The organism is Bradyrhizobium sp. (assembly GCF_049519115.1).
Classification (GTDB): domain Bacteria; phylum Pseudomonadota; class Alphaproteobacteria; order Rhizobiales; family Xanthobacteraceae; genus Bradyrhizobium.
Genome location: NZ_JBEKRB010000023.1, coordinates 44,969 through 66,982, shown reverse-complemented (window position 1 = coordinate 66,982; position 22,014 = coordinate 44,969). Strand labels below are relative to the sequence as shown.

Below are 22,014 nucleotides of genomic sequence, written 5' to 3'. Positions count from 1 at the left end.
GCTTCCACGGGTCAGGCCGCCTGGGCCGCCGCAAGTACCTCGTCGGCGTGCCCGTCGACTTTCACGCGACGCCAGACCCTGATGATTTTACCGTCCGCTCCGATCAGAACCGTGGTGCGAAGGATGCCCATGAACGTCCTGCCATACATGGACTTTTCGCCCCACGCGCCGTAGGCCGCGAGCATTTCGTGGTTCTCATCCGACGCGAGAGGAACCGAGAGCTGATGCTTGTTCCGAAACGCCTCTTGCGCCTTCAGCAGATCGCCTGACACCCCGACGACAGCGGTGTCGGCGGCGGCGAAGGCGCCTTTGAGCCTTGTGAAGTCGATCGCCTCTTTCGTGCAGCCGGGCGTGTCGGCGCGGGGGTAGAAAAACAGTACGAGTTTCTGGCCGGCATAATCGGCCAGGGAAACTGCATGTCCCCCATCGCGAGGCAATGCGAAGGAAGGGGCTTTCGCGCCCTCCGCGAGGGTGGACCGCACAGCGGTATTCCGATTCGATTTTGCCGCAGCCGCCTTTGATGCTTTGGACGAAACCTTAGGCGATGCTTTAGTTTGCCCAGTTTTTGAGTTCTTGCTTGCTTTTTTTGCCGACGGCGGACCCGCTTTCGAAGCTGCCCGTTTGGCCGGAGCCTTCGATCCCGGGCTTGTCTTCCGGGCCGGGGGCTTGCGGGTTTTCTCGCGAGTTTTCTTGGACATACGCCTTCCTTTCGTCGCTTTCCGCGGATCAATCATTGAGGTATTGAGGCAGGTCGGGTTCGGCCGGTTTGGTCTTTTCGGATTATGCTCAAAAGGAATTCGACACGCCACCCGCCCGCTGGCGTGGCTGCAGCCGAGTAACAAGCGAGGCGCCAGTCGTCCCGCTTCAACTTTGGGGGTACCGACACTTTTGCGAATGCGGGAATCGAGGGACTATTTGCAAATATAGGTTTTACTGCACTTTCGGATTTTAGATTCGCTTTGGGAGCCTGCGACCAGATGGGTGGCCAGGGTCAAATGGTCCCATCGGATGAGGAGGGGTGAAATGCCGGCACGAGAAGCCTTTATTGCCCGTTCTGTTCCATCCCCTGGCGCCGGCAATGAGAGGCAATGGTAAAACAGAGGCCGACCCAGCATCCCAGTCCGCCCGTTGACGTCCGGCTGCAACAGTGGGACGGCGCCGACGACGTGCACGCGGAACACGATGAGGCGGCGGGGCGTCGGGCGCGCCGGTTGCTGTCGCGATCTGATTCCCGAGTCTACGTGTTTGGCGATCGCCTGGGATCGCTGCGTCGCCGGCTCGCCGGCGGGCGCTGGTTCCGGCGGCTCGCTATCGTCCTTGCGTCTCTGCTCGTGGTTTTTGCCGGCTGCTTCGGCGCCTTGTGGTGGCGGCTTGGCGCCGGGCCGATCAATCTCGACATGGCGACGCCCTGGCTCGCCGCTGCAATCGAAGACAATATCGGTCACGGCAACACGGTCGAAGTCGGCGGCACGCAGATCGAGCGGGCCGGCCGTATCAGGATCGCGGTGCGCATCCGCGACATCATCGTGCGGGACCGCGATCATGCGATCGTTGCGAGCGCGCCGAAGGCCGAGGTGAAACTGTCAGGCTACGCGCTATTGATGGGGCGCCTGCGGGCGGAAAGCCTGAACCTGGTCGATGCCGGGCTTAGCGTGCGCATCACTCCCGATGGTTATGTCACCGTATCCACCGGCGACAATGCGCGACCGCTCGCCACCGGCGTCGCCTCGAAAAAGGAAGCGGGGCTTCCGCCCACTTTTCCGCGCCAGGCTGTCCCGAATGGACCGGCGGCGCCTTCGCCGGATCAGCCGGCCGGTGCTGCATCGACCGACAGCACACAAGCCGGACTGCTCGCAGGCCTGGACTGGCTCGACAGCCTGAGCCTGACGGGTCTTGACGGGCAAAATCTCAACGAGATCGGTTTGAAGAACGGCAGCCTCATTGTTGACGATCAGCAGCGCGGCAACAAATGGAATTTCCAGAACATCTCGCTCAGTATGCGCCGTCCAAGCGGCGGCGGCGTCGTGCTGAGTCTTGCCGAAGAAGGCCCCCAAGCTTGGTCGCTGCGTGTGGCTGTGGGCCCGCCCACCAACGGCGTGCGGTCGGTGGACATCAAGGCCGACAAGGTTTCGACCACCAACATCCTGTTGGCGATGCGCCGGAAGGATATGAACTACAGCGCGAACTTGCCGCTTAGCGGTGAATTGAAAGGCGAACTCGGCCGCGACGGTTTGCCTACCTATTTCCGCGGCAAGATCACCGCGGGCGCCGGAGAGATCGCCGACAGCGATACGCCCGAGTATCCGATGGCGATCGATTCGGCCGAAGTGAGCCTGGATTGGGACGCCAACAAGCGGGTGCTGGCGGCGCCTTTCCAGATTGTTTCCGGCCAGAGCCGGATCACGCTGCTCGCGACGCTTGAGCCCCCCAACGGCAATGTCAACGAATGGCAACTGGGCTTTAGCGGCGGCACGGTTTTGCTGGCTGGCAACGACAACAACGATCCGCCGGTCATCTTCAATCGCGTCTCGATCGGTGTGCGTTTCGATACCGACAAAAAACGGGTGACCCTGACGCAGGCCGATTTCAGTAACGGCGAGATCGGCGTGGCCGGCACCGGCAGTGTCGACTATTCGGGCGAGCCGCGCATGATGCTGGGATTTGCCAGCACGCCGATGACGGTCGCGGCGCTCAAGCGGATTTGGCCCGCGTTAGTCGTAGCCGATGTGCGGCAGTGGGTGATCGACCACGTCGAACGCGGCGCGATCCAGCGTATCGAAATCGGGGTAAATTCTCCCGTCAAAAACCTGTCGCGAAAAGGGCCGCCGATCCCCGACGATGGTCTCAACGTCAACATTGTCTCCAACGGTGTGACGTTGCGTCCCGTGGACGGCTTGCCAGCTATTCGCGATGCCGATCTGAAGGCGCATATCACCGGCCGGACCGCGAATGTCAGCATCGCTCAGGGCGCGGCCGATACGCCGACGGGCCGCAAGCTCACTGTTTCGGATGCGGTCTTCGAGATCGCGGACATGGCGCCAAAGCCGGTGCAGTCCAAGGTGAAATTCCGGATCGACGGCCCGGTACCGGCGGCTGCCGAGATTCTCTCCTCGGACAAGTTGAGCGATCTTTCCGCAACCTTGATCGATCCGAATGCGAGCAAAGGAACGATTTCTGCCGTCGTCAACCTTGCCTTGCCGATCAAGCACGAGATCGCCCGGGCCGAAGTCAATTACACGGTTAGCGCCGATCTCGGCGGCTTTGCCGCCGACCGGCTGATGATGAATCAGAAGGTCGAGGCGAACGGGCTGAAAGTGGTCGCCAACAATCAGGGCTATCAGGTCAAGGGCGACGTGAAGATCAACGGGCAGGCGGCTTCGCTCGATTATCGCAAACAGAACGACGGCGATGCGGATATCAAATTGTCGGCGACGTTCGACGAGGCGAGCCGTGCCCGGTTCGGCTTCGACCTCGGACCCGCGCTCAGCGGCTCCATCCCGGTCAAACTAAGCGGCAAGATCGGCGGCGACACCCGCCTCGGCATCGATGCCGATCTCACCGGGTTGAAACTCGACAATATCCTTCCCGGCTGGGTCAAGGCGTCAGGCAAGTCGACGCGCGCCACCTTCAACGTGGTTCAAAAGCCGCAATCGACCAGGCTCGAGGACATCGTGGTCGAAGGCGGCGGTGCGTCCATCAAGGGATCGCTCGAAGTCGACCAGAACGGCGACCTCATGAACGCGAATTTCCCGACCTACGCGCCATCTGAAGGCGACAAGACATCGCTGCGGGCCGATCGCGGGCCGGACGGCGTGATCAAGGTTACCATGCGCGGCGACGTGTTCGACGGCCGCGGCTTTCTCAAAACCGCGATCTCCGGCAGGGAGGCCGACGCCAAGAGCAAGGCCAAAACCGTCGACTTCGACGTCGACGTGAAACTGGGGGCGGTCGCCGGGTTCTTCGGCGAGGCGTTGCGCAGCGTCGACGCCAAGATGTCGAGGCGCGGCGGGACGCTCAAAAGCTTCTCGTTCTCCAGCAAGCTTGGACGCGACACGCCTGTTACGGCCGATTTGCGCCGCCAGCAGGGCCGCGAGGTGATTTTCCTCGAGACCAACGACGCGGGCGCATTCCTGCGCTTCACCGACACCTATTCCAAGGTCGTCGGTGGCCAGCTCCAACTGGCACTGGATCCGCCGACCGCGGATCCGAGCCCAAAGGAAGGATTGCTCAACGTCAAGGACTTCACCGTCAAGGGCGAGGCATCGCTTGATAAACTCGCGGCGGGCGGTTCGGCGGGCGCGCCAAACGGCATCAGTTTCTCGCGGCTGCGCGCAGAGTTTGTCCGGCAAAGCGGGCAGCTTACGATCAAGGAAGGCGTCCTCAAGGGGCCGACCATCGGCGGTACGATCGAAGGCAGTATCGACTTTCCCGGCAACCAGGTGCGCATGAGCGGCACCTTCGTTCCGATCTACGGCCTCAACAACATCTTCGGACAGATTCCGGTGGTCGGATTGTTTCTCGGCGGCGGCAGCAATGAAGGTCTTTTCGGCATGACCTATGAGGTGGTCGGAACTCCCGACAAGCCGACGCTTCGCGTCAATCCGATTTCGATGGTTTTCCCGGGCGTCGCCAGAAAAATCTGGGACTTCAATACCGGCAGGCAGAACGGAACGGCGGAGTTTCCGTCAAGCAACTGATCAACGGCGCGACGTCACTGCCTGAGCGCCGGGACCACCAGAAACGGGATCATGCCGAGAATGACGGCGATCAGCGCGTAGAGAAGCAGCGGATTATAGCTATGCGTGACGTCGTGGATCAGGCCTCCGCTCCATGAGCCAAACGCCGATCCAAGCCCGCTGCCGATCGATATGCTTCCATAGATGGTTCCGACGCGCTTTCCGCGAAACAGCTTCATCGCGGTTGCCGTCAGCAACGGACCGCGCGAACCGATCATGCTGCCGAAGCAGACGACAAAGCCGGTCAGCACCCAAATGTTGGGATACCACTGCAACAGCCAAAGCAGAAAAATCCCGAAGATCGACATTGCGTAGGAAAGCAGCACCGACGGTCTGCGGCCGATGATGCCGTCGAGCCAGGAAACTCCGAGCATTCCGAACAACAGCACGACGCCGGAAAAACCCCAGGCGGTTGCCGCCTGCAATGGTGGAAACCCGGCATCGATCAGATAGGCGACGACCTGCGGCGTGAGCGCATACATGCCGATCGCCGTGAAGAAGAAGGTCCAGAACAGCGCCCAGAAGGCATGGTGGCGCACGGCGCGACTGAGCGTCCAGCCTTCGTCGGCCATATCGGCCGCCGCTTCCTTGACGACATGGGGCGAGCCCGTCGAGAACAGGCGCCACGGCAGGATCAGAAGCGGAAGAAGCAACAGCAGCGCGGTCGTGCCGAAGATCTGATAGGTGCCGCGCCAGCCGACATGATCGATCAAAACCTGCGAGGTCGGCAACAGCACCAATACGCCGGCGCCGGTTGCAGAATAGACCACGGCCATCGCGGTCGGCAGCTTCGGGCCAAACCAGCGCCCGAGCAAAATCGAATTCGGCACGTTGCCGATCAGCGCAATCCCCAAGCCGACCGAGATGCCAACGCTGAACTGGATTTGCCAAAGATGGCTGGCGTTGGCTGCGAACAGGAACGCGCCGCCGAACAACAACAGGCCGAGCGAATAGACGCTGCGCGGACCGGAATAATCAAACAGCCGGCCGATCAGAGGAGAGGCTAGGCCGCCGGCCAAGGCGCTCAGCGAGTAGACCGAGACGACGTCGGCGCGGTCCCAGCCGAAACTTTCGGAAATCGGCAGCAGGAAAACCGAGAAGCTTTCGCCCAACCCGCGGCCGAGGACCGATAGCGCAAAGCAAATCGCGAGCACGCCGAGTGCCGTGCGAACCGGTTTTGCCGGCGTAGTGGCCGCTTCCTCCCTCTGCGTGGCTTTATCCATTCTTTGCAGAGAGCGCGTTTCGTCGCGCCCTCGCAAGCGTGAAAAGCGAATACGCCTATGCGGCCTTGGCAATTACATCGGTCTTAGAAGGACGTGGCGCTTCTTGCCGAACGACAGCTTGATCACACCCTCAGGCGTCAGTTCCGAAGGTTTGAGCAGCATCTTCTCGTCGGTGACCGCGACGTCGTTGACACGCAAACCGCCGCCCTTGATCTGACGCCGTGCCTCGCCGTTCGAGGCCACAAGGCCCGCTTTGACGAAAGAGGCGAGCACGCTGATGCCGGCCTCGAGTTCGCCGCGAGGCACTTCGACAGTGGGAAGGTTTGCCGCAATCGCGCCTTCCTCAAATGTCTGCCGCGCGGTCTCGGAGGCTGAGCGTGCGGCCTCCGCGCCGTGCAGCAGTGTGGTGGCGGCGTCCGCCAGCGCCTTCTTGGCTTCGTTGATTTCGGCCCCCTCAAGCTTGGCAAGTTTGTCGATCTCGCCCATCGGCAAGGTCGTGAACAGCTTCAAGAACCGGACGACGTCCGCATCCTCCGTGTTGCGCCAGTATTGCCAGAAGTCGTAGGGCGAGAACTGATCGGCATTGAGCCAGACCGCGCCTTGCGCGGTCTTGCCCATCTTGGCGCCGGAGGCGGTGGTGAGCAGCGGGGTCGTCAGCGCGAACAGTTGCGTCGTGCCCATGCGGCGGCCGAGATCGACGCCCATGATGATATTGCCCCACTGGTCGGAGCCGCCCATCTGCAAGCGGCAGCCGGTGCGTCGCGCCAGTTCGACAAAGTCGTAGGCCTGACAGACCATGTAGTTGAATTCGATGAAGCTCATCTCCTGTTCGCGTTCGAGGCGGAGCCGAACCGAATCCATAGTCAGCATGCGATTGACCGAGAAATGCTTGCCGATATCGCGCAGCATCTCGATCCAGTTGAGCTTGGTCAGCCATTCGGCATTGTCGAGCATGATGGCGTCGCTTTGGCCCGATCCGTAATGCAGGACCTTGGCGAATACGCCGCGGATCGAGGCCTTGTTGGCCTCGATCTCCGCAACCGTGCGGATGGCGCGGGTCTCGTCCTTGCCGGAGGGGTCGCCGACCATGGTGGTGCCGCCGCCCATCAGCGTGATCGGCTTGTTGCCGCTTTGCTGCAGCCAGTGCAGCATCATCATGGTCAGGAAATTGCCGATGTGCAGCGAGGGCGCGGTGCAGTCGTAGCCGACATAGGCCGTCGCCTCGCCTTTGGCGGCGAGCGCGTCCAGGCCTTCGAAATCCGAGGCCTGGTGGATAAAGCCGCGTTCCTTCAGCACGTTGAGGAAATTAGACTTGAAAGCGCTCATCTTTCTTCGAACCTGATCATTTTTGTTTTACGTTAATTGCTAAGCAAAGCTGCTGGAACTTGACCGGCCGGACTGCCGCCCGCATCGGTGCTGTGGCATTATAAGATGTGCCTGCGTGGCACAAGCTGAACGCGCCAACTGAACCGTGAGCTGAACCCTTGGGGTAGGGCTGAGGCTAAATGAGCATCATATTAACGGCCATCGGTCTGATGAGCGGGACTTCGCTGGACGGGGTCGACGTCGCCATGATCGAAACCGACGGCAAACGCGTCAAGGCATTCGGCCCATCCGGCTATCGGCCTTATTCCGACGTCGAGCGCCGCCTCCTGCTCCAGGCCCTGACGGAAGCCGTTCATCTGGAGGCGCGCGAGGCGCGGCCGGGCATCCTTCGGGAGGCCGAGCGGGTGGTCACCGCGGCCCATGCCGAAGCCGTCGCCAGCTTCAAGGCCCAGAACCGCATCGCCAGCGAAGATATCGACATCGTCGGTTTCCATGGCCAGACCGTGTTGCACCGCCCCGCCGACAGACTGACGGTGCAGATCGGCGATGCCACAGCGCTCGCCAAAGCCATCCGTATCCCGGTGATGCATGATTTCCGCGCCGCCGATGTCGCCGCTGGCGGCCAGGGCGCGCCACTTGTTCCGGTCTATCATCGGGCGCTTGCGCAATCGCTGGAGCGCGAGGGACCGGTTGTGGTGCTCAATATCGGCGGGGTTTCCAACATCACCTATATCGACGGCGACACCTTGATTGCCTGTGACACTGGACCCGGCAACGCGCTGCTCGATGATTTCATGCACCGGACGACCGGTCAGCGGTTCGACTGCGAGGGCCGCATGGCCGCGCAAGGCACGGTGGATGCGGCGTGGATCGCAGACGCGCTGAACGATCCGTTTTTCATGCAGCCGCCGCCGAAGTCGCTCGACCGCAACGCGTTCGCGAGGCGGGTGCTTGGCAATGTGGCTCCCGCCGACGGTGCGGCGACGCTGACAGCCTTCACCGTCGCGGCAATCGCCAAAATCGTTCCGCGGTTGCCGAAGCGGCCCAGAAGCTGGGTCGTTGCCGGCGGCGGCGCGCGCAATCTCACCATGATGCGGATGCTGCGGGAGCGGTTGCAACCGGCGACCGTCGAAGCAGCCGATGCGCTCGGCTGGTCGGCGGATGCGATCGAAGCCCAGGCTTTCGGCTTTCTGGCCGCCCGTGGCCTGAAAGGCCTGCCGCTCAGCTATCCCGCCACGACGGGCGTATCGTTTCCGATGACCGGCGGCATCGTCGCGCGGCCGTGAAAACCTTGGTCTGACGCGTTTTCTTGACGCGAACCGCTACCCGCTTCGCTTGAAAACGCTGTGTCAGCGAACGTTGGCGAGCCGCATGTCGAGATAAGCGGTCACCGATTGCATCAGCGGCTCGAGCTTGCCGTCGAAGAAATGATTGGCGCCGGGGATGATCTGTTGATCGATCACGATGCCCTTTTGCGTCTTGAGTTTTTCGACCAGCGTATTGACGTCCTTTGGCGGCACCACCGCATCCTTCTCGCCATGCACGATCAGGCCCGAGGACGGGCAGGGCGCCAGGAACGAGAAGTCATAGAGATTGGCGGGCGGCGCGATCGAAATGAAGCCTTCGACCTCCGGCCGGCGCATCAACAACTGCATGCCGATCCAGGCGCCGAACGAGAAGCCGGCGACCCAGCAGGCGCGCGCTTCCGGATTGATCGTCTGCGCCCAATCGAGCGCGGAAGCCGCGTCCGACAGTTCGCCGGTGCCATGATCGAACGAGCCCTGGCTGCGGCCGACGCCGCGGAAGTTGAAACGCAGCACCGAAAATCCGCGGTGAGCAAAGGCGTAGTAGCACTGGTAGACGATCTGATGATTCATCGTCCCATGAAACTGCGGGTGCGGATGCAGGATCATCGCGATCGGCGCGTTCTTCTGCTTGGCCGGATGATAGCGGCCTTCGAGACGGCCCGCGGGGCCGGTGAAAATGACTTCAGGCATGGATGGTCCTTGGCGAGATCGACCAGTAAGTCGCAGGCATCATCTGGCGCTCCAGAAGAACCTCGCGAAGAGGAAGGTGAGACAGACGTCTGGGCAAAGCCTGATCGACGGCCCGTGATGAAGGCCGCGTTCTAACATAGAGCGAGGGGCGAAAAGCAAGGGTTTTCAACATCCACTTGCTTGCTCCGGATGTTAGGCGGCATTCCGGGATTGCGGCGAGACGGGATGCGCGCCAATTGGCATAACGCGCGGCAAGCCGAACAAGCCCGCTAAACGTGAAGGTATTATATTACGCAATGGGTAACCGCGTGTATTTCGACTGGAATGCGACGACCCCGCTTCGTGACGAAGCGCGGCGAGCTGTGAGCGACGCGCTATATCTTCCGGGCAATGCATCCTCGGTTCATGCGGAAGGCCGCGAAGCGCGGAAATGGATCGAGAACGCGCGAGCTGCGGTTGCGAAGGCCGTCGGAACCGTGCCGCTAAACGTCGTTTTCACCTCGGGCGGGACCGAGGCCAATGCGCTTGCACTGGCGCCCAATCTCAGACGCGACGCAGGTCCAGCGGTTGAGCGGTTGGTGGTGTCGGCGATCGAGCATGCCTCCGTGCTATCGGGCGGACGGTTTCTGCCAAACCAGATGGAGAAGGTACGTGTCACGCCCGCGGGCGTGGTCGAGCTCGATCATTTGCGCGAATTGCTTCGCGATCGCCCGCCCGCGCTGGTGTCGGTCATGCTGGCCAACAACGAAACCGGCGCGATTCAGCCGATCGCCGAAGTGGCCGAGATCGTTCACGCCGCAGCAGGGTTGTTGCATGTGGATGCGATCCAGGCGTTCGGGAAAATTGCTCTCGATATGGCGAAAACAGGTGCCGACCTCCTGACGCTGTCTGCGCACAAGATTGGCGGCCCCAAGGGCGTCGGGGCGCTGGTCCTGTCAGAGGGGGTCAGCGGGCTGGAGCCGCTCCTGCGTGGCGGCGGACAGGAACTGAGCCGCCGTGCCGGAACCGAGAATGTCGCCGGGATCGCCGCCTTCGGCGCCGCGGCGGCGGCCGCGATGGCGGCTTTGCCGGCCGAGGGAGGCCGCCTGGGCACCTTGCAGGAACGGCTGGAGCATGGCCTGCGGATGACGCCTGATGTCATCGTATTCTCCGATTCCGTCGAACGGTTGCCGAATACCACTCTGTTCACGGTATCTGGTTTGAAGGCTGAAACCGCCGTGATCGGGTTCGATCTGGCGGGAATTGCCGTGTCTTCGGGGTCGGCCTGCTCGTCCGGCAAGGTGCAGCCGTCCCATGTGCTGGAGGCGATGGGATTTGAGCCAGACATCGCCCGGGGCGCGGTGCGGCTCAGTATGGGCTGGTCTACGCGAGATGCGGACGTTGATCGGTGCCTTGAGGCTTGGCGAAAGCTCGCCGGTAACCTACTTAAGGGTCAGCGACGAAACACAGCTTGAACCATTCTAAGCAGGTGATTTCGTCCGGGAAACATCGTAAGAGACACTTCTGAATTGTGATCCACCGCGGTCCTTGAAACCGCGAGCGGAGGAATAAATGGCTGCCGTACAAGAGACGGTCGATCGGGTTCGCCAGATCGACGTCGACCAGTATCGATATGGGTTTGAGACGCTGATCGAGTCCGAAAAGGCCCCGAAGGGGCTTTCGGAAGATACGGTCCGCTTCATCTCCGCGAAAAAGAACGAACCCGCGTGGATGCTGGAATGGCGCCTGGAAGCCTATCGGCGCTGGCTGACCATGACCGAGCCGACCTGGGCGCGGGTGAACTATCCCAAGATCGATTATCAGGATCTCTACTACTACTCCGCGCCGAAGCCGAAGAAGCAGCTCTCCTCGATCGATGAGATCGATCCGGAAATTCTCAAGACCTACGAGAAGCTCGGCATTCCCCTGCGCGAAGTCGCGATACTGGAAGGCGTACAACCGCCGCCCGGAGGCGAGCCTTCGGCGAGCCGCAAGATCGCGGTTGACGCCGTGTTCGACTCGGTTTCGGTCGCAACCACCTTCCAGAAGGAACTCAAGCAGGCTGGCGTGATCTTCATGCCGATCTCCGAAGCGATCCGCGAACACCCCGAACTCGTGAAGAAGTATCTCGGCACCGTGGTGCCGACCTCCGACAATTACTTCGCGACGCTGAACTCGGCCGTGTTTTCCGACGGCTCGTTCGTCTATGTGCCGCCGGGCGTGCGTTGCCCGATGGAACTGTCGACCTATTTCCGCATCAACGAGCGCAACACCGGGCAGTTCGAGCGCACCCTGATCATCGCCGACAAGGGCGCTTACGTCAGTTACCTCGAAGGATGCACCGCGCCACAGCGCGACGAAAACCAGCTCCATGCCGCCGTCGTCGAACTGGTCACGCTGGACGATGCCGAGATCAAATATTCGACGGTGCAGAACTGGTACCCGGGCAATTCCGAGGGCAAGGGCGGCATCTACAACTTCGTCACCAAGCGCGGTGACTGCCGCGGCGTCAATTCCAAGATTTCATGGACCCAGGTCGAGACCGGTTCGGCCATCACCTGGAAGTATCCGAGCTGCATCCTGCGCGGCGACAACTCGCGCGGCGAGTTTTATTCGATCGCGATTTCGAACGGCCATCAGCAGGTCGATTCCGGCACCAAGATGATCCATCTCGGCAAGAACACGACCAGCCGGATCATCTCCAAGGGCATCGCCGCCGGCGTATCGCAAAACACCTATCGCGGCCTCGTCACGGCGCACCGCAAGGCTACCGGCGCGCGCAACTTCACTGCCTGCGACTCGCTTCTGATCGGCGACAAATGCGGCGCGCACACCGTGCCCTATGTGGAAGCAAAGAACTCCTCCGCGCTGTTCGAGCATGAAGCAACGACCTCGAAGATTTCCGAGGACGTGCTGTTTTACTGCGTGCAGCGTGGCTTGAGTCAGGAAGAAGCGGTTGGCCTCGTCGTCAACGGCTTTGTGAAAGACGTGTTGCAGCAACTGCCGATGGAATTTGCGGTAGAGGCGCAGAAGCTGATCTCGATCTCGCTTGAGGGTTCGGTTGGATAAGACCTTATCCTTTGAGACGGCCGCTCCGCGGCCTCCTCGGGACAAGGGATAAACGGAAAAGACGGAACAACGTGATGCCATTACTCGAAGTCAAAAACCTGCAAGTCCGTGTCGAGGATCGCGAGATCCTCCATGGGCTGTCGCTCACCGTCAATGAAGGCGAGGTCCACGCGATCATGGGGCCGAACGGCTCCGGCAAATCGACGTTGTCGCATGTGATCGCGGGCAAGCCCGGTTACGAAGTCACCGGCGGTGAAATTCTGTTCAGGGGCGAAAACTTGCTGGAGATGTCGCCGGATGCGCGCGCCGCCAAGGGCGTGTTCCTGGCGTTTCAGTATCCGGTGGAAATCCCCGGTGTCGCCACCATGACGTTCCTGCGCACGGCGCTGAACGCCCAACGCAAGTCGCGCGGCGAGAATGAGTTCTCCACGCCGGACTTCCTGAAGAAGGTGCGCGAGGTCGCCAAGCGGTTGAACATTCCGCAGGACATGCTCAAGCGTGGCGTCAATGTCGGCTTCTCCGGCGGCGAAAAGAAGCGCAACGAAGTTCTTCAGATGGCGCTGTTCGAGCCGAGCCTGTGCATTCTCGATGAAATGGACTCCGGCCTCGATATCGACGCGCTGCGCGTCGCCGCCGACGGCGTCAACGCATTGCGCTCGCCCGGCCGCGCCATGGTGGTGATCACGCACTATCAGCGGCTTCTGAACTACATCGTGCCGGACTTCGTTCACGTGATGTCGAAGGGCAAGGTCGTCAAAAGCGGCGGCAAGGAGCTGGCTCTGGAACTCGAAGCTTCCGGTTACGCGCAATTCGAAGGCGCGGCCTGAGTCATGCGGATTTAGCGATGAACATTGCTTTGGCAAAAACGGAGACCCGAGAGGCCGTGGAGAACCTGTTCACCGCGGCGCGCGATCGGCTGCCTGGCTCCGGCAAGGTCGTCGAGCTGCGCCAGCAGGCTTTTGAAGCCTTTGAACGCACAGGTCTGCCGCATCGCCGGCTCGAGGACTGGAAATATACCGACCTGCGCGCGCTGATGCGCGAAGCGCTGCCGCTGGCACCCACTCTGGATGCCGCGACGCTGAAGCGTGCCAAAACGGCGCTCGCCGACCTGGCGGGTGTGGAAGCATGCTTGGTGGTGCTGATCGACGGCGTGCTTGCACCCTCTCTCTCGAATCTGAGCGCGCCGGAAGCCGGCGTTCGCGTGCAAACGCTGCGCGCGGTGCTGGAAGACGGCGGCAACGCTGCCCGTGCGGATCTGCTGGAGAACGGCGCGATGTCGGGCCCGATGATCGCGCTGAACGCGGCCATGGCGACCGATGGCGCCGTGATCACGGTGGCCGATGGCGCTGTGCTCACCAAGCCGCTTCATATTGTGCACGTCGCGGCGCGCTCGTCGGCAGCCAGCTACACCCGCTCATTCCTGAAGCTCGGCAGGGCTGCGCAGGCGACGCTTGTGGAGAGCTTTGTCGCTGCTGACGGCGCCAAATCCTACCAGGTCAACGACGCCGTCACTCTTTGGCTTGGCGCTGACGCCCAGTTGCAGCACGTGCGGCTGATGGCAGATGCGAGGGATGCGACCAACATCACGACCGCAGCCTTTACGATCGGTGCGAAAGCCCGGCTCGCCACCTTCAACATGACGAGCGGTGGCGGCCTCAGCCGCTACCAGGGTTATTTCACTTTTACGGGTGAGGGCTCCGAAGTCACGGCGAACGGCGTCAACCTGCTGAACGGCCGGCAACACGCCGATACGACGCTGTTCCTCGATCACGCGGTGCCGAATTGCTCCAGCCGCGAGGTATTCCGCGCCGTGGTCGACGACCGCGCCCATTCGGTGTTTCAGGGCCGCATCATTGTTCAGCCCAAGGCGCAGAAGACCGACGCCAAGATGATGACGCGGGCTTTGTTGTTGTCGGATGAAGCCGAGGCCGACAACAAGCCGGAACTGGAAATCTTTGCCGACGACGTGACCTGCGGCCACGGCGCCACCACCGGCGCTCTCGACGAAAGCCTGCTGTTTTACCTGCGCGCCCGCGGCCTTTCCGAGAAGGAGGCCCAGGCGCTTCTGATCCAGGCCTTCGTTGGCGAGGCCATCGAATCCATCGCCAGTGACGATTTGCGCGAATTGGCGATTTCGACCGCACAGCGCTGGCTGGCGGCACGGGGATGAGCATGCATCCGGCGGTCTCAAATGGCTCTTATGACGTTGCCCTCCTGCGGGAAGACTTTCCCGCGCTGGCGCTGAAGGTCTACGGCAAGCCGCTCGTCTATCTCGACAATGCTGCGTCCGCGCAAAAGCCGAACGCCGTGCTCGATCGCATGACCGAGGCCTACAAAAGCGAATACGCCAACGTGCATCGCGGGCTTCATTACCTCGCCAATGCGGCGACTGAAGGCTATGAGGGCGGCCGCGCCAAGGTGGCAAAATTCCTCAACGCATCGAGACCTGAAGAAATCGTCTTCACCCGCAATGCGACCGAAGCGATCAACCTGGTGGCGTCCTCCTGGGGCGCGCCGAACATCAGTGAGGGCGACGAGATCGTGCTCTCGATCATGGAGCACCATTCCAACATCGTGCCTTGGCATTTCCTCAGGGAGCGTCAGGGCGCCGTCCTCAAATGGGTCGATGTCGACGACGAAGGCAACTTCCTGATCGAAGAATTCGAAAAGCAGTTGTCGCCGCGGACCAAACTCGTCGCCATCACGCAGATGTCGAACGCACTCGGCACCGTCGTTCCGGTGAAGGACGTGGTGAAGATCGCGCATGCCCGGGGTATTCCGGTTTTGATCGACGGCAGCCAGGCCGCGGTGCATCTTGCGATCGACGTCCAGGACATCGGCGCGGATTTCTACGTCTTTACCGGCCACAAGCTGTACGGTCCTTCTGGTATCGGCGTGCTCTACGCCAAATATGATCATCTCGTGGCGATGCGGCCTTACAACGGCGGCGGCGAAATGATCCGCGAAGTGGCGCGCGACTGGGTGACCTATGGTGACCCGCCGCACAAATTCGAGGCGGGCACGCCCGCGATCGTGGAAGCGATCGGGCTTGGGGCCGCGATCGACTACGTTAATTCGATCGGCAAGGAGCGCATCGCCGCGCACGAGCACGACCTCCTGACCTACGCGGAATCGCGCTTGCGCGAAATCAATTCGATCCGGATGATCGGCACCGCGAAAGGCAAGGGGCCAGTGATTTCCTTCGAGATGAAAGGCGCGCATCCGCACGACGTCGCGACTGTCATCGATCGGCAGGGGATCGCGGTTCGCGCCGGAACCCATTGCGTGATGCCGCTTTTAGAGCGGTTCAACGTGACCGCGACATGCCGCGCCTCGTTCGGGATGTATAATACGCGGGAAGAGGTCGACCATCTGGCACAGGCGCTGATCAAGGCGCGGGAATTGTTCGCATGACCGACACTATCGAAGCCAAGAATCTGGAAGCCCAGAATCTGGAAACCAAGAATTTGGAATCCAAGGATTCGGAAGCCAAGACTTCCAACATGGAAACCCAGTCGACATTGCCGCCGGAGGAAACCGAGCGGCTGAGCGGCGACATCGTGGCCGCGCTGAAAACCGTGTTCGATCCGGAAATCCCGGCGGATATTTATGAGCTAGGCCTGATCTACAAGGTCGAGCTCAAGGATGACCGCTCGGTCGATCTGATGATGACGCTGACCACGCCGAATTGCCCGGCAGCGGGCGAGTTGCCGCAGATGGTCGAGAACGCGGTGGCGAGCGTGCCTGGCGTCGGCGTCGTCAACGTCAATCTGGTGTGGGATCCGGCCTGGACGCCGGACCGCATGTCCGACGAGGCGCGTCTCGTCCTCAATATGTGGTGAGCGTCGTCAGGCGATTGAGCGGCCTTATTGAACCGGCTTTGGGATTGACCACATGACAGAGATGAACCCGACCTCACCAGCTCCCAGTTCGCCCGCGCCCAAGGCAAAGCGTCCTCGTCCCCAAGTCATGCGGCTGACGGATGCCGCGGCGACGCGCGTTGCCGAACTGACCAAGCGCGCCGATTCCGAGATTGTCGGTCTGCGGGTCGGCGTCAAGAACGGCGGCTGTGCCGGACAATCCTATACCGTCGAATATGCCCATGAGGTCCGGCCGACCGATGAAGTCGTCGAGGACAAGGGCGTGAAGATCCTGGTCGATCCCAAGGCCGTATTGTTCCTGCTCGGCACCGAGATGGACTACAAGGCTGATAAAATGCAGGCCCAGTTCATCTTCAATAACCCAAACCAGATTGGCGCCTGCGGCTGCGGCGAATCCGTGCAGCTCAAGCCGGCCGAGATCGAGGGCTGATACCGTCCGATCTGCGCTGATGCCGCCATTCGCCGCACCGCCGGGGAACGAGCGCCGCCGATGGACCGCGATTTCTTAAGCGAGTTGTTTTCCGATTTCGGCCCGGTGACGCTGCGCCGGATGTTCTCCGGTTTCGGCATTTCCGTCGACGGCACCAACTTTGCGCTGGCGCTGCGGGCCGGTCTTTATTTCCGCGCCGACGAACAGACCATTCCACAATTCCAGGCGGAAGGGTCGAAGCCGTTTCAGTATCAACAGCGATCGACCGCGAAAGTTGTCACCGTCAATTCATACTGGGAGTTGCCGGCGCGGCTGTTCGACGACCGGGAGGAATTGGCCGGATGGGCGAGGGCGGCGTTGGCGGCGGCCCAGCGCGCTGCGCTAGGCAAACCTCCAAAGACCAAGAAGCCGGCGCGCAAGAAATCGGCGAAGAAAGCGAATATCCCAACGCAGAAAGCCGTGACCAGGAAGCCAGCGGCTAAAAAGAAGAAAGCTATAAAAGATAAGCCGTCGTCCCAGCCAAGCCAACGGGTCGCGCGAATGCGCGCCCGATGACAGGCTCCACGCGAGCCGGGACCTTTAACCACAGCATGGTATTGTTGCGTCGGTTGTGGCCCCAGCTAATCACTCAACGAAAGGTAGGTGGTTATGGGTCCCTGCTTGCGCAGGGACGACTGCTGGGGGCGTCAAGCGACTTGGCCGCGGGTTTCGGCGACATATTCGGGGTCTGCCTCGCAGACCACGCGGTTGCGCCCGGCGCGCTTCGCCGCATAGAGGCACGCATCGGCCCGTTCGATCAGCGAATCCGCATCGTCGCCCGGCTTGAGCATCGAGACCCCGACCGAGATCGTGACACGGCCGAGGATCTCGCCGGTGGACTTCTTCTTCAATTCCTTTGACATCACGGCGCGGCGGATATGGTCGGCGACTGTGAGTGCCTGGCGCAGCGCCGTATTGGGCAGCACCACGGCGAATTCCTCGCCGCCATAGCGGGCGGTAATGTCCTGTCCCTTGATCGATTGCTTCAGCGACATTCCGACCAGCCGCAACACCTGGTCGCCAGTGAGATGGCCGTAGGAATCGTTGAAGGACTTGAAGTAGTCGATGTCGAACATCAAAAGCGAGAGCGGCTCGCCCGTGGCCAGCGCAGTCTCAATGGTGGTTTCAATCGAACGATCGAAATATTTGCGGTTGCCGAGGCCAGTCAAGGGGTCGGTCAGGCTTTCCGCCCTGATCGCCTCGAGACTCTGCTGGAGATTGCTGATTTCCGTCTTCGACAGGGTCAGCCGTTCTTCCAGGGCCTTGGTGGTGTCGCGCATCTCGTGGGTTGTCTTGACCAGCGTGTCGACGACTTTCATGACCTGTTCGCGATTGGCCGCAGCTGAAAGCTTTTCGCTGGCGCAGGTCAAACTCGCGTTGTAACTCGCCGACATGCCGAGCGCGTCGCCGATCAGTCCCATCACGTCGTCGATTTCGCCGATGACGCGCGCGCCGACCTTGTCGATTCGATCGGTGGTTTTGATGTGGGAGAGGTAGGTCTCGTAGATCTGCTCGAGATCGGCCTCGGTCAGCTTGCCGTTGAGGGCCAGCGTCTCGTTGATGACCTTGTTGAGCTGCGAATTGTAGCCGGTCGCGTAGACGTACCAGATTTCGTAATTGCGAGGGATGGCAGTTTGCCGCAAGGACCTGATCTGGCCCAGCGCCAATTCGGCAAACGCCATCGTGCGCTCATGTTCGTCCAGCACTGAACACGTCCCCAGCGACGTCAGCGCGGTGCGCTTCGCGCTAATCCCCTAAACTATGGAACCCAAGCTACTGGAGGTTGATGAACGAGCCGTAAACGGCAAATCCCTACCTTGGTAGGGCGGTCAGACGCGAGCGCGCACGGGTCGTAACAAAAACGCCGGAAGATGCGAGTGATCCGCTGGTTCGGCTGATGCGGAAGGGGTTTGCGGCGTCGGCGTACGGCCGATCGAAGGGGCGCGCGGTGCTGCGGACGGGGTTACCGGCGCCGCTGCAACGGATTCAACCGAAGATTGTTCCGAACCCGAGTTGCGGCTTCGGCTTTTGTTTCCGGCTCCGCGATCGCGCCGCCGCTTGCGGCCGCCACTGCGCGAACCGTCGCTTTCGCCGTCTCTTGCGCTATCCCTTGCGCGCTCGTGCCGAGGGGATGCGGCTTGTTCGGACGATGAGGTCGTCGAGCTGCCTTCGGCGAGAGGAATGCTCCGTCCAATCAGCTTTTCGATCGCGGCCATCGATTTTTGATCGATCGAGGTGACGATGGAAATTGCAGTACCGGCACGGCCGGCGCGGCCGGTACGGCCAATGCGGTGGACGTAATCGTCGGCGTGATGGGGAACGTCAAAATTGAAGACATGGCTGACGGCCGGAATATCGAGACCACGGGCGGCGACGTCGGAGGCGACTAGCAGAGGAATTTCGCCCTTGCGGAATTGATCAAGTGCCGCCGTGCGGGCGGATTGATCCATGTCGCCATGCAGGGCACCCACGCTAAAGCCGTGTTTCTGCAGCGACTTGTATACAACGGCGACTTCGCGTTTGCGGTTGCAGAAGATAATCGCGTTGTTGAGATCCTTGGCCTCGCGCAACAGGCTACGGAGGATTTCCCGCTTGTCATGGGCTTCGCGGCCGGCGGGAACCTGCAACTGAGTGACGGTGGCGACCGTCGTCGCGGGCTTTGAGACTTCCACCTTCTCCGGGTTGTGCAGGAAGGTCTCGGTGATGCGCCGGATTTCCGGCGGCATCGTCGCGGTGAAGAACAGCGTCTGGCGCGTGAACGGCACCAGTTTGCATATGCGTTCGATGTCGGGGATGAAGCCCATGTCGAGCATGCGGTCGGCTTCATCGATGACCAGCAGTTCGACGCCGGTGAGCAGCAGCCCGCCGCGTTCGGTATGGTCGAGCAGCCGGCCGGGCGTTGCGATCAGGACGTCGACGCCGCGGGTAAGCTTGGTATCCTGGTCGCCAAAGGAAACGCCGCCAATTAGAAGCGCGACATTGAGTTTCTGGCCGGCGCCGTAACGGTCGAAGTTCTCCTTGACCTGGGCGGCGAGTTCTCGCGTCGGCTCCAGGATCAGCGTGCGGGGCATCCTGGCGCGGGCGCGGCCCTTCTCCAGGATCGTCAGCATCGGAAGGACGAAGGCAGCGGTCTTGCCGGTGCCGGTCTGAGCGATGCCGAGAACGTCTCGGCGGGCCAGAACGTGAGGAATCGCCTGTTCCTGAATGGGGGTGGGGGTCGTGTAACCGGTAGCCGCGACGGCGGCGAGCACTTTATCGGACAGGCCGAGATGGGAAAATGACATTGAGCCTCTAATCGAAACCGCCGTTCGGAATCGAGGGGTAAAAGGCGGTCGCGTTCGGCCCCGAAACGGCTGCTTGATTAAGCTCAGGGGCGGTGAAAGGACGCTGACCAGCGGCGGATCAACTGAAGGAATCGCATTCGATCCAAATCCGCTTTCAGCGCGAACATAGGGTCGAAACCGCCAAAGTCAATCTTGGACGCGGCAAAAGGTCGAAAAAGCTTAATGTTTTCGCACAAATAACGCGCTTTTTGTCATTTCGCCTTCAAATCGCGGATGAACATGGCAACTTGCGGGGCGTGGGAAATGACGATGTTTCCAAACACGGCGCTTGATGTCACCACCATTGAAAATGGCACCCCCGCTAAGATCGCAGATATCAAACCCACTCCATCGGACGAAAGCAGGTTGAACCCTTCAAATAGCCGGGTCGACTACGATACAAGGGTATTTTCTGCGGGCGCAGGATCACGATGAGGCGGTCGGTGCGGTTGGGATTTGCGATGGCGGCGCTGGGGCTTGCGCTTGCCGCTCTTCTTGTTGCCCCGGCACAGGCGGCCAAGCGCGTGGCGCTGGTCATCGGCAATAACGATTACAAGAACGTGCCGAAGCTGCAGAAGGCGGTCAACGATGCCCGCACCATGGGCGAGACGCTCAAGCAGCTCGGCTTCTCCGTGATGGTGGCGGAAAACCAGACCAGACAGGCCTTCAGCGAAACGCTGCTCGCCTTCGATCATGCGGTTGAGCCCGGCGATACCGCGTTTTTCTTTTACGCCGGCCATGGCTTTGAAATCGCCGGGCAGAATTTCCTGCTGCCGATCGACGTGCCGGCGGCCACCGAAGGGCAGGAAGAATTGGTGCGCGACGCTTCCGTGCTCGCCGACCGCATCATCGAGCGCTTGCAGAACAAAAAGGCGCGCACCGCGATCCTGGTGTTCGATGCCTGCCGCAACAATCCGTTCGAGCGGACGGGCACGCGGGCGGTGGCCGGTGGCGGCGGGCTGGCGCCGATGACGCAGTTGCCGGAAGGCGTGTTTTCGGTGTTTTCGGCAGGGCCCCGCCAGACCGCGCTCGATCGCCTTTCCAACAGCGACAACAATCCGAACTCGGTATTCACGCGCACCTTCGCCAAGGAGCTTTTGCAGCCCGGTGAAAATCTCGTGCAGGTGGCCCAGCATACGCGCCGCATCGTCAGCGAAATGGCGGGGACGGTGAGCCACAAGCAGATACCGGTTTATTTCGACCAGATGGTCGACGACGTCTTTTTGAACGGCATCGAAAAAGCGCAGGCCGATGCGGCCAAGGATACGAACAAGGCTACGAACATGGACGCCGGGAAACCTGCCGAGCCGCAGCCGCAAGTCGCGGCATTGTCGCCGGCAGTGGTTCCGCGGCCGCCGAAAGAAGACTCGGTCAATGCGCCGATTGCGATGTTCTCCCGTCACAATGGCGGCTGGAGCGTGGTGTTTTCGATTGCCGATCCTTCGCTCGGCATTTCCTGGCGAATGGGAAATGCCGGCGATTTCCGCGAGACCGGATTTCTCGACACGCTCGATCCGCGAACCCGCAAGCGGATGCCCAACCCCTCGGTCGAACTGGCAGCGGATGCGCCAGCGGCCACGATCGAGGTGCGTTACGTCGACGTGTCCGGCAATCTGCAGGGGCCGTTCCCGATCAGGTTCGATCCGGAAGCGGCCTTGATCCACGATCAGCGAAAAATCCTCGACATGACCGCGACAAGCTGGCTGTCATTTCGCGAGTTCAATGGGCTGCTGGTCTATTACACCCATCTGATGTCCTATCGCTGCGCCATTCGCGAAGTGCGCATCGGGATCGATACGTCGGTGCCGGATCAGGTGCTGAAAATGCCGCCGTGCGACATGAAGGATCCGAGCGCCATTCCGCATGACGCCAAGCCTTATCTAAAGCTGTCGCCGTCGAACCAATTCGTCTCGGTCGAATTGACCTATCGCGACGGCAGCGTCTCTGAAATAAAGAGCTTCCGCCGCTGATATTCGCAGGCAAGGCGGGAAACGGCGCACATCGCACCGTG

17 protein-coding genes are annotated in these 22,014 nt (G+C 61.3%); 11 read left to right on the top strand and 6 right to left on the bottom strand.

The window, feature by feature from the left end:
• Positions 1-11: 11 nt before the first annotated feature.
• Complete coding sequence (locus ABSE61_RS18625) at positions 12-698, bottom strand: peroxiredoxin (protein WP_423872651.1); 687 nt, start codon at positions 696-698, stop codon at positions 12-14.
• Between the two features lie 390 nt (positions 699-1,088).
• Between ABSE61_RS18625 and ABSE61_RS18620 the strand changes: the two genes are divergently transcribed.
• Positions 1,089-4,697 (top strand): YhdP family protein, encoded by a 3,609-nt coding sequence (locus ABSE61_RS18620; RefSeq protein WP_423872594.1) that lies wholly within the window; start codon positions 1,089-1,091, stop codon positions 4,695-4,697.
• A 14-nt stretch (positions 4,698-4,711) separates the two neighbouring features.
• On the opposite strand, the gene ABSE61_RS18615 is transcribed toward ABSE61_RS18620, so the two are convergent.
• Positions 4,712-5,959 carry an MFS transporter gene (locus tag ABSE61_RS18615; RefSeq protein WP_423872593.1) on the bottom strand — a complete coding sequence of 416 codons (1,248 nt, stop codon included), beginning with the start codon at positions 5,957-5,959 and terminating at the stop codon, positions 4,712-4,714.
• Between the two features lie 72 nt (positions 5,960-6,031).
• Positions 6,032-7,285, bottom strand: a complete 1,254-nt coding sequence (gene tyrS / locus ABSE61_RS18610; protein ID WP_423872592.1) for a tyrosine--tRNA ligase — start codon at positions 7,283-7,285, stop codon at positions 6,032-6,034.
• 185 nt (positions 7,286-7,470) lie between these two features.
• Here tyrS and ABSE61_RS18605 point away from each other — a divergent pair, with 185 nt between their 5' ends.
• Positions 7,471-8,571 carry an anhydro-N-acetylmuramic acid kinase gene (locus ABSE61_RS18605; RefSeq protein ID WP_423872650.1) on the top strand — a complete coding sequence of 367 codons (1,101 nt, stop codon included), beginning with the start codon at positions 7,471-7,473 and terminating at the stop codon, positions 8,569-8,571.
• Between the two features lie 63 nt (positions 8,572-8,634).
• Here the strand turns inward: ABSE61_RS18605 and ABSE61_RS18600 are convergent, their stop codons facing one another.
• Positions 8,635-9,282 (bottom strand): alpha/beta hydrolase, encoded by a 648-nt coding sequence (locus tag ABSE61_RS18600; RefSeq protein WP_298106051.1) that lies wholly within the window; start codon positions 9,280-9,282, stop codon positions 8,635-8,637.
• Between the two features lie 296 nt (positions 9,283-9,578).
• Between ABSE61_RS18600 and ABSE61_RS18595 the strand changes: the two genes are divergently transcribed.
• The 8 genes from ABSE61_RS18595 to ABSE61_RS18560 all read left to right on the top strand — a co-directional run bounded on the left by ABSE61_RS18595 (position 9,579) and on the right by ABSE61_RS18560 (position 17,196).
• On the top strand, positions 9,579-10,736 hold the full coding sequence (locus tag ABSE61_RS18595; protein WP_423872591.1) for a cysteine desulfurase family protein: 1,158 nt from the start codon (positions 9,579-9,581) through the stop codon (positions 10,734-10,736).
• 97 nt (positions 10,737-10,833) lie between these two features.
• Positions 10,834-12,330 carry a Fe-S cluster assembly protein SufB gene (gene sufB / locus ABSE61_RS18590; RefSeq protein WP_423872590.1) on the top strand — a complete coding sequence of 499 codons (1,497 nt, stop codon included), beginning with the start codon at positions 10,834-10,836 and terminating at the stop codon, positions 12,328-12,330.
• A 74-nt stretch (positions 12,331-12,404) separates the two neighbouring features.
• The gene (gene sufC, locus ABSE61_RS18585) at positions 12,405-13,157 is read left to right on the top strand and encodes a Fe-S cluster assembly ATPase SufC (RefSeq protein WP_423872589.1); all 753 of its coding nucleotides are present in this window, start codon (positions 12,405-12,407) and stop codon (positions 13,155-13,157) included.
• A gap of 17 nt (positions 13,158-13,174) precedes the next feature.
• The gene (gene sufD / locus ABSE61_RS18580; RefSeq protein ID WP_423872588.1) at positions 13,175-14,500 is read left to right on the top strand and encodes a Fe-S cluster assembly protein SufD; all 1,326 of its coding nucleotides are present in this window, start codon (positions 13,175-13,177) and stop codon (positions 14,498-14,500) included.
• Positions 14,497-15,744 (top strand): cysteine desulfurase, encoded by a 1,248-nt coding sequence (locus ABSE61_RS18575; protein WP_423872587.1) that lies wholly within the window; start codon positions 14,497-14,499, stop codon positions 15,742-15,744. Before sufD ends, ABSE61_RS18575 begins: the two co-directional genes overlap by 4 nt.
• An 89-nt stretch (positions 15,745-15,833) precedes the next feature.
• Positions 15,834-16,172 carry an SUF system Fe-S cluster assembly protein gene (locus ABSE61_RS18570; protein ID WP_423872649.1) on the top strand — a complete coding sequence of 113 codons (339 nt, stop codon included), beginning with the start codon at positions 15,834-15,836 and terminating at the stop codon, positions 16,170-16,172.
• Between the two features lie 52 nt (positions 16,173-16,224).
• Complete coding sequence (locus ABSE61_RS18565; RefSeq protein WP_423872586.1) at positions 16,225-16,641, top strand: HesB/IscA family protein; 417 nt, start codon at positions 16,225-16,227, stop codon at positions 16,639-16,641.
• A gap of 60 nt (positions 16,642-16,701) precedes the next feature.
• A complete protein-coding gene (locus tag ABSE61_RS18560; RefSeq protein ID WP_423872585.1) occupies positions 16,702-17,196 on the top strand; it encodes a TfoX/Sxy family protein in 495 nt (164 codons plus the stop codon).
• A gap of 131 nt (positions 17,197-17,327) precedes the next feature.
• Here the strand turns inward: ABSE61_RS18560 and ABSE61_RS18555 are convergent, their stop codons facing one another.
• On the bottom strand, positions 17,328-18,362 hold the full coding sequence (locus ABSE61_RS18555; protein ID WP_423872648.1) for a GGDEF domain-containing protein: 1,035 nt from the start codon (positions 18,360-18,362) through the stop codon (positions 17,328-17,330).
• 147 nt (positions 18,363-18,509) lie between these two features.
• Entirely contained in the window at positions 18,510-19,964 is a 1,455-nt protein-coding gene (locus ABSE61_RS18550; protein ID WP_423872584.1) for a DEAD/DEAH box helicase, read from the bottom strand.
• A gap of 500 nt (positions 19,965-20,464) precedes the next feature.
• On the opposite strand from ABSE61_RS18550, the gene ABSE61_RS18545 reads away from it, so the two are divergent.
• Positions 20,465-21,973: a caspase family protein gene (locus ABSE61_RS18545; RefSeq protein WP_423872647.1), complete on the top strand. Its 1,509-nt coding sequence runs from the start codon at positions 20,465-20,467 to the stop codon at positions 21,971-21,973.
• Positions 21,974-22,014 lie beyond the last annotated feature (41 nt).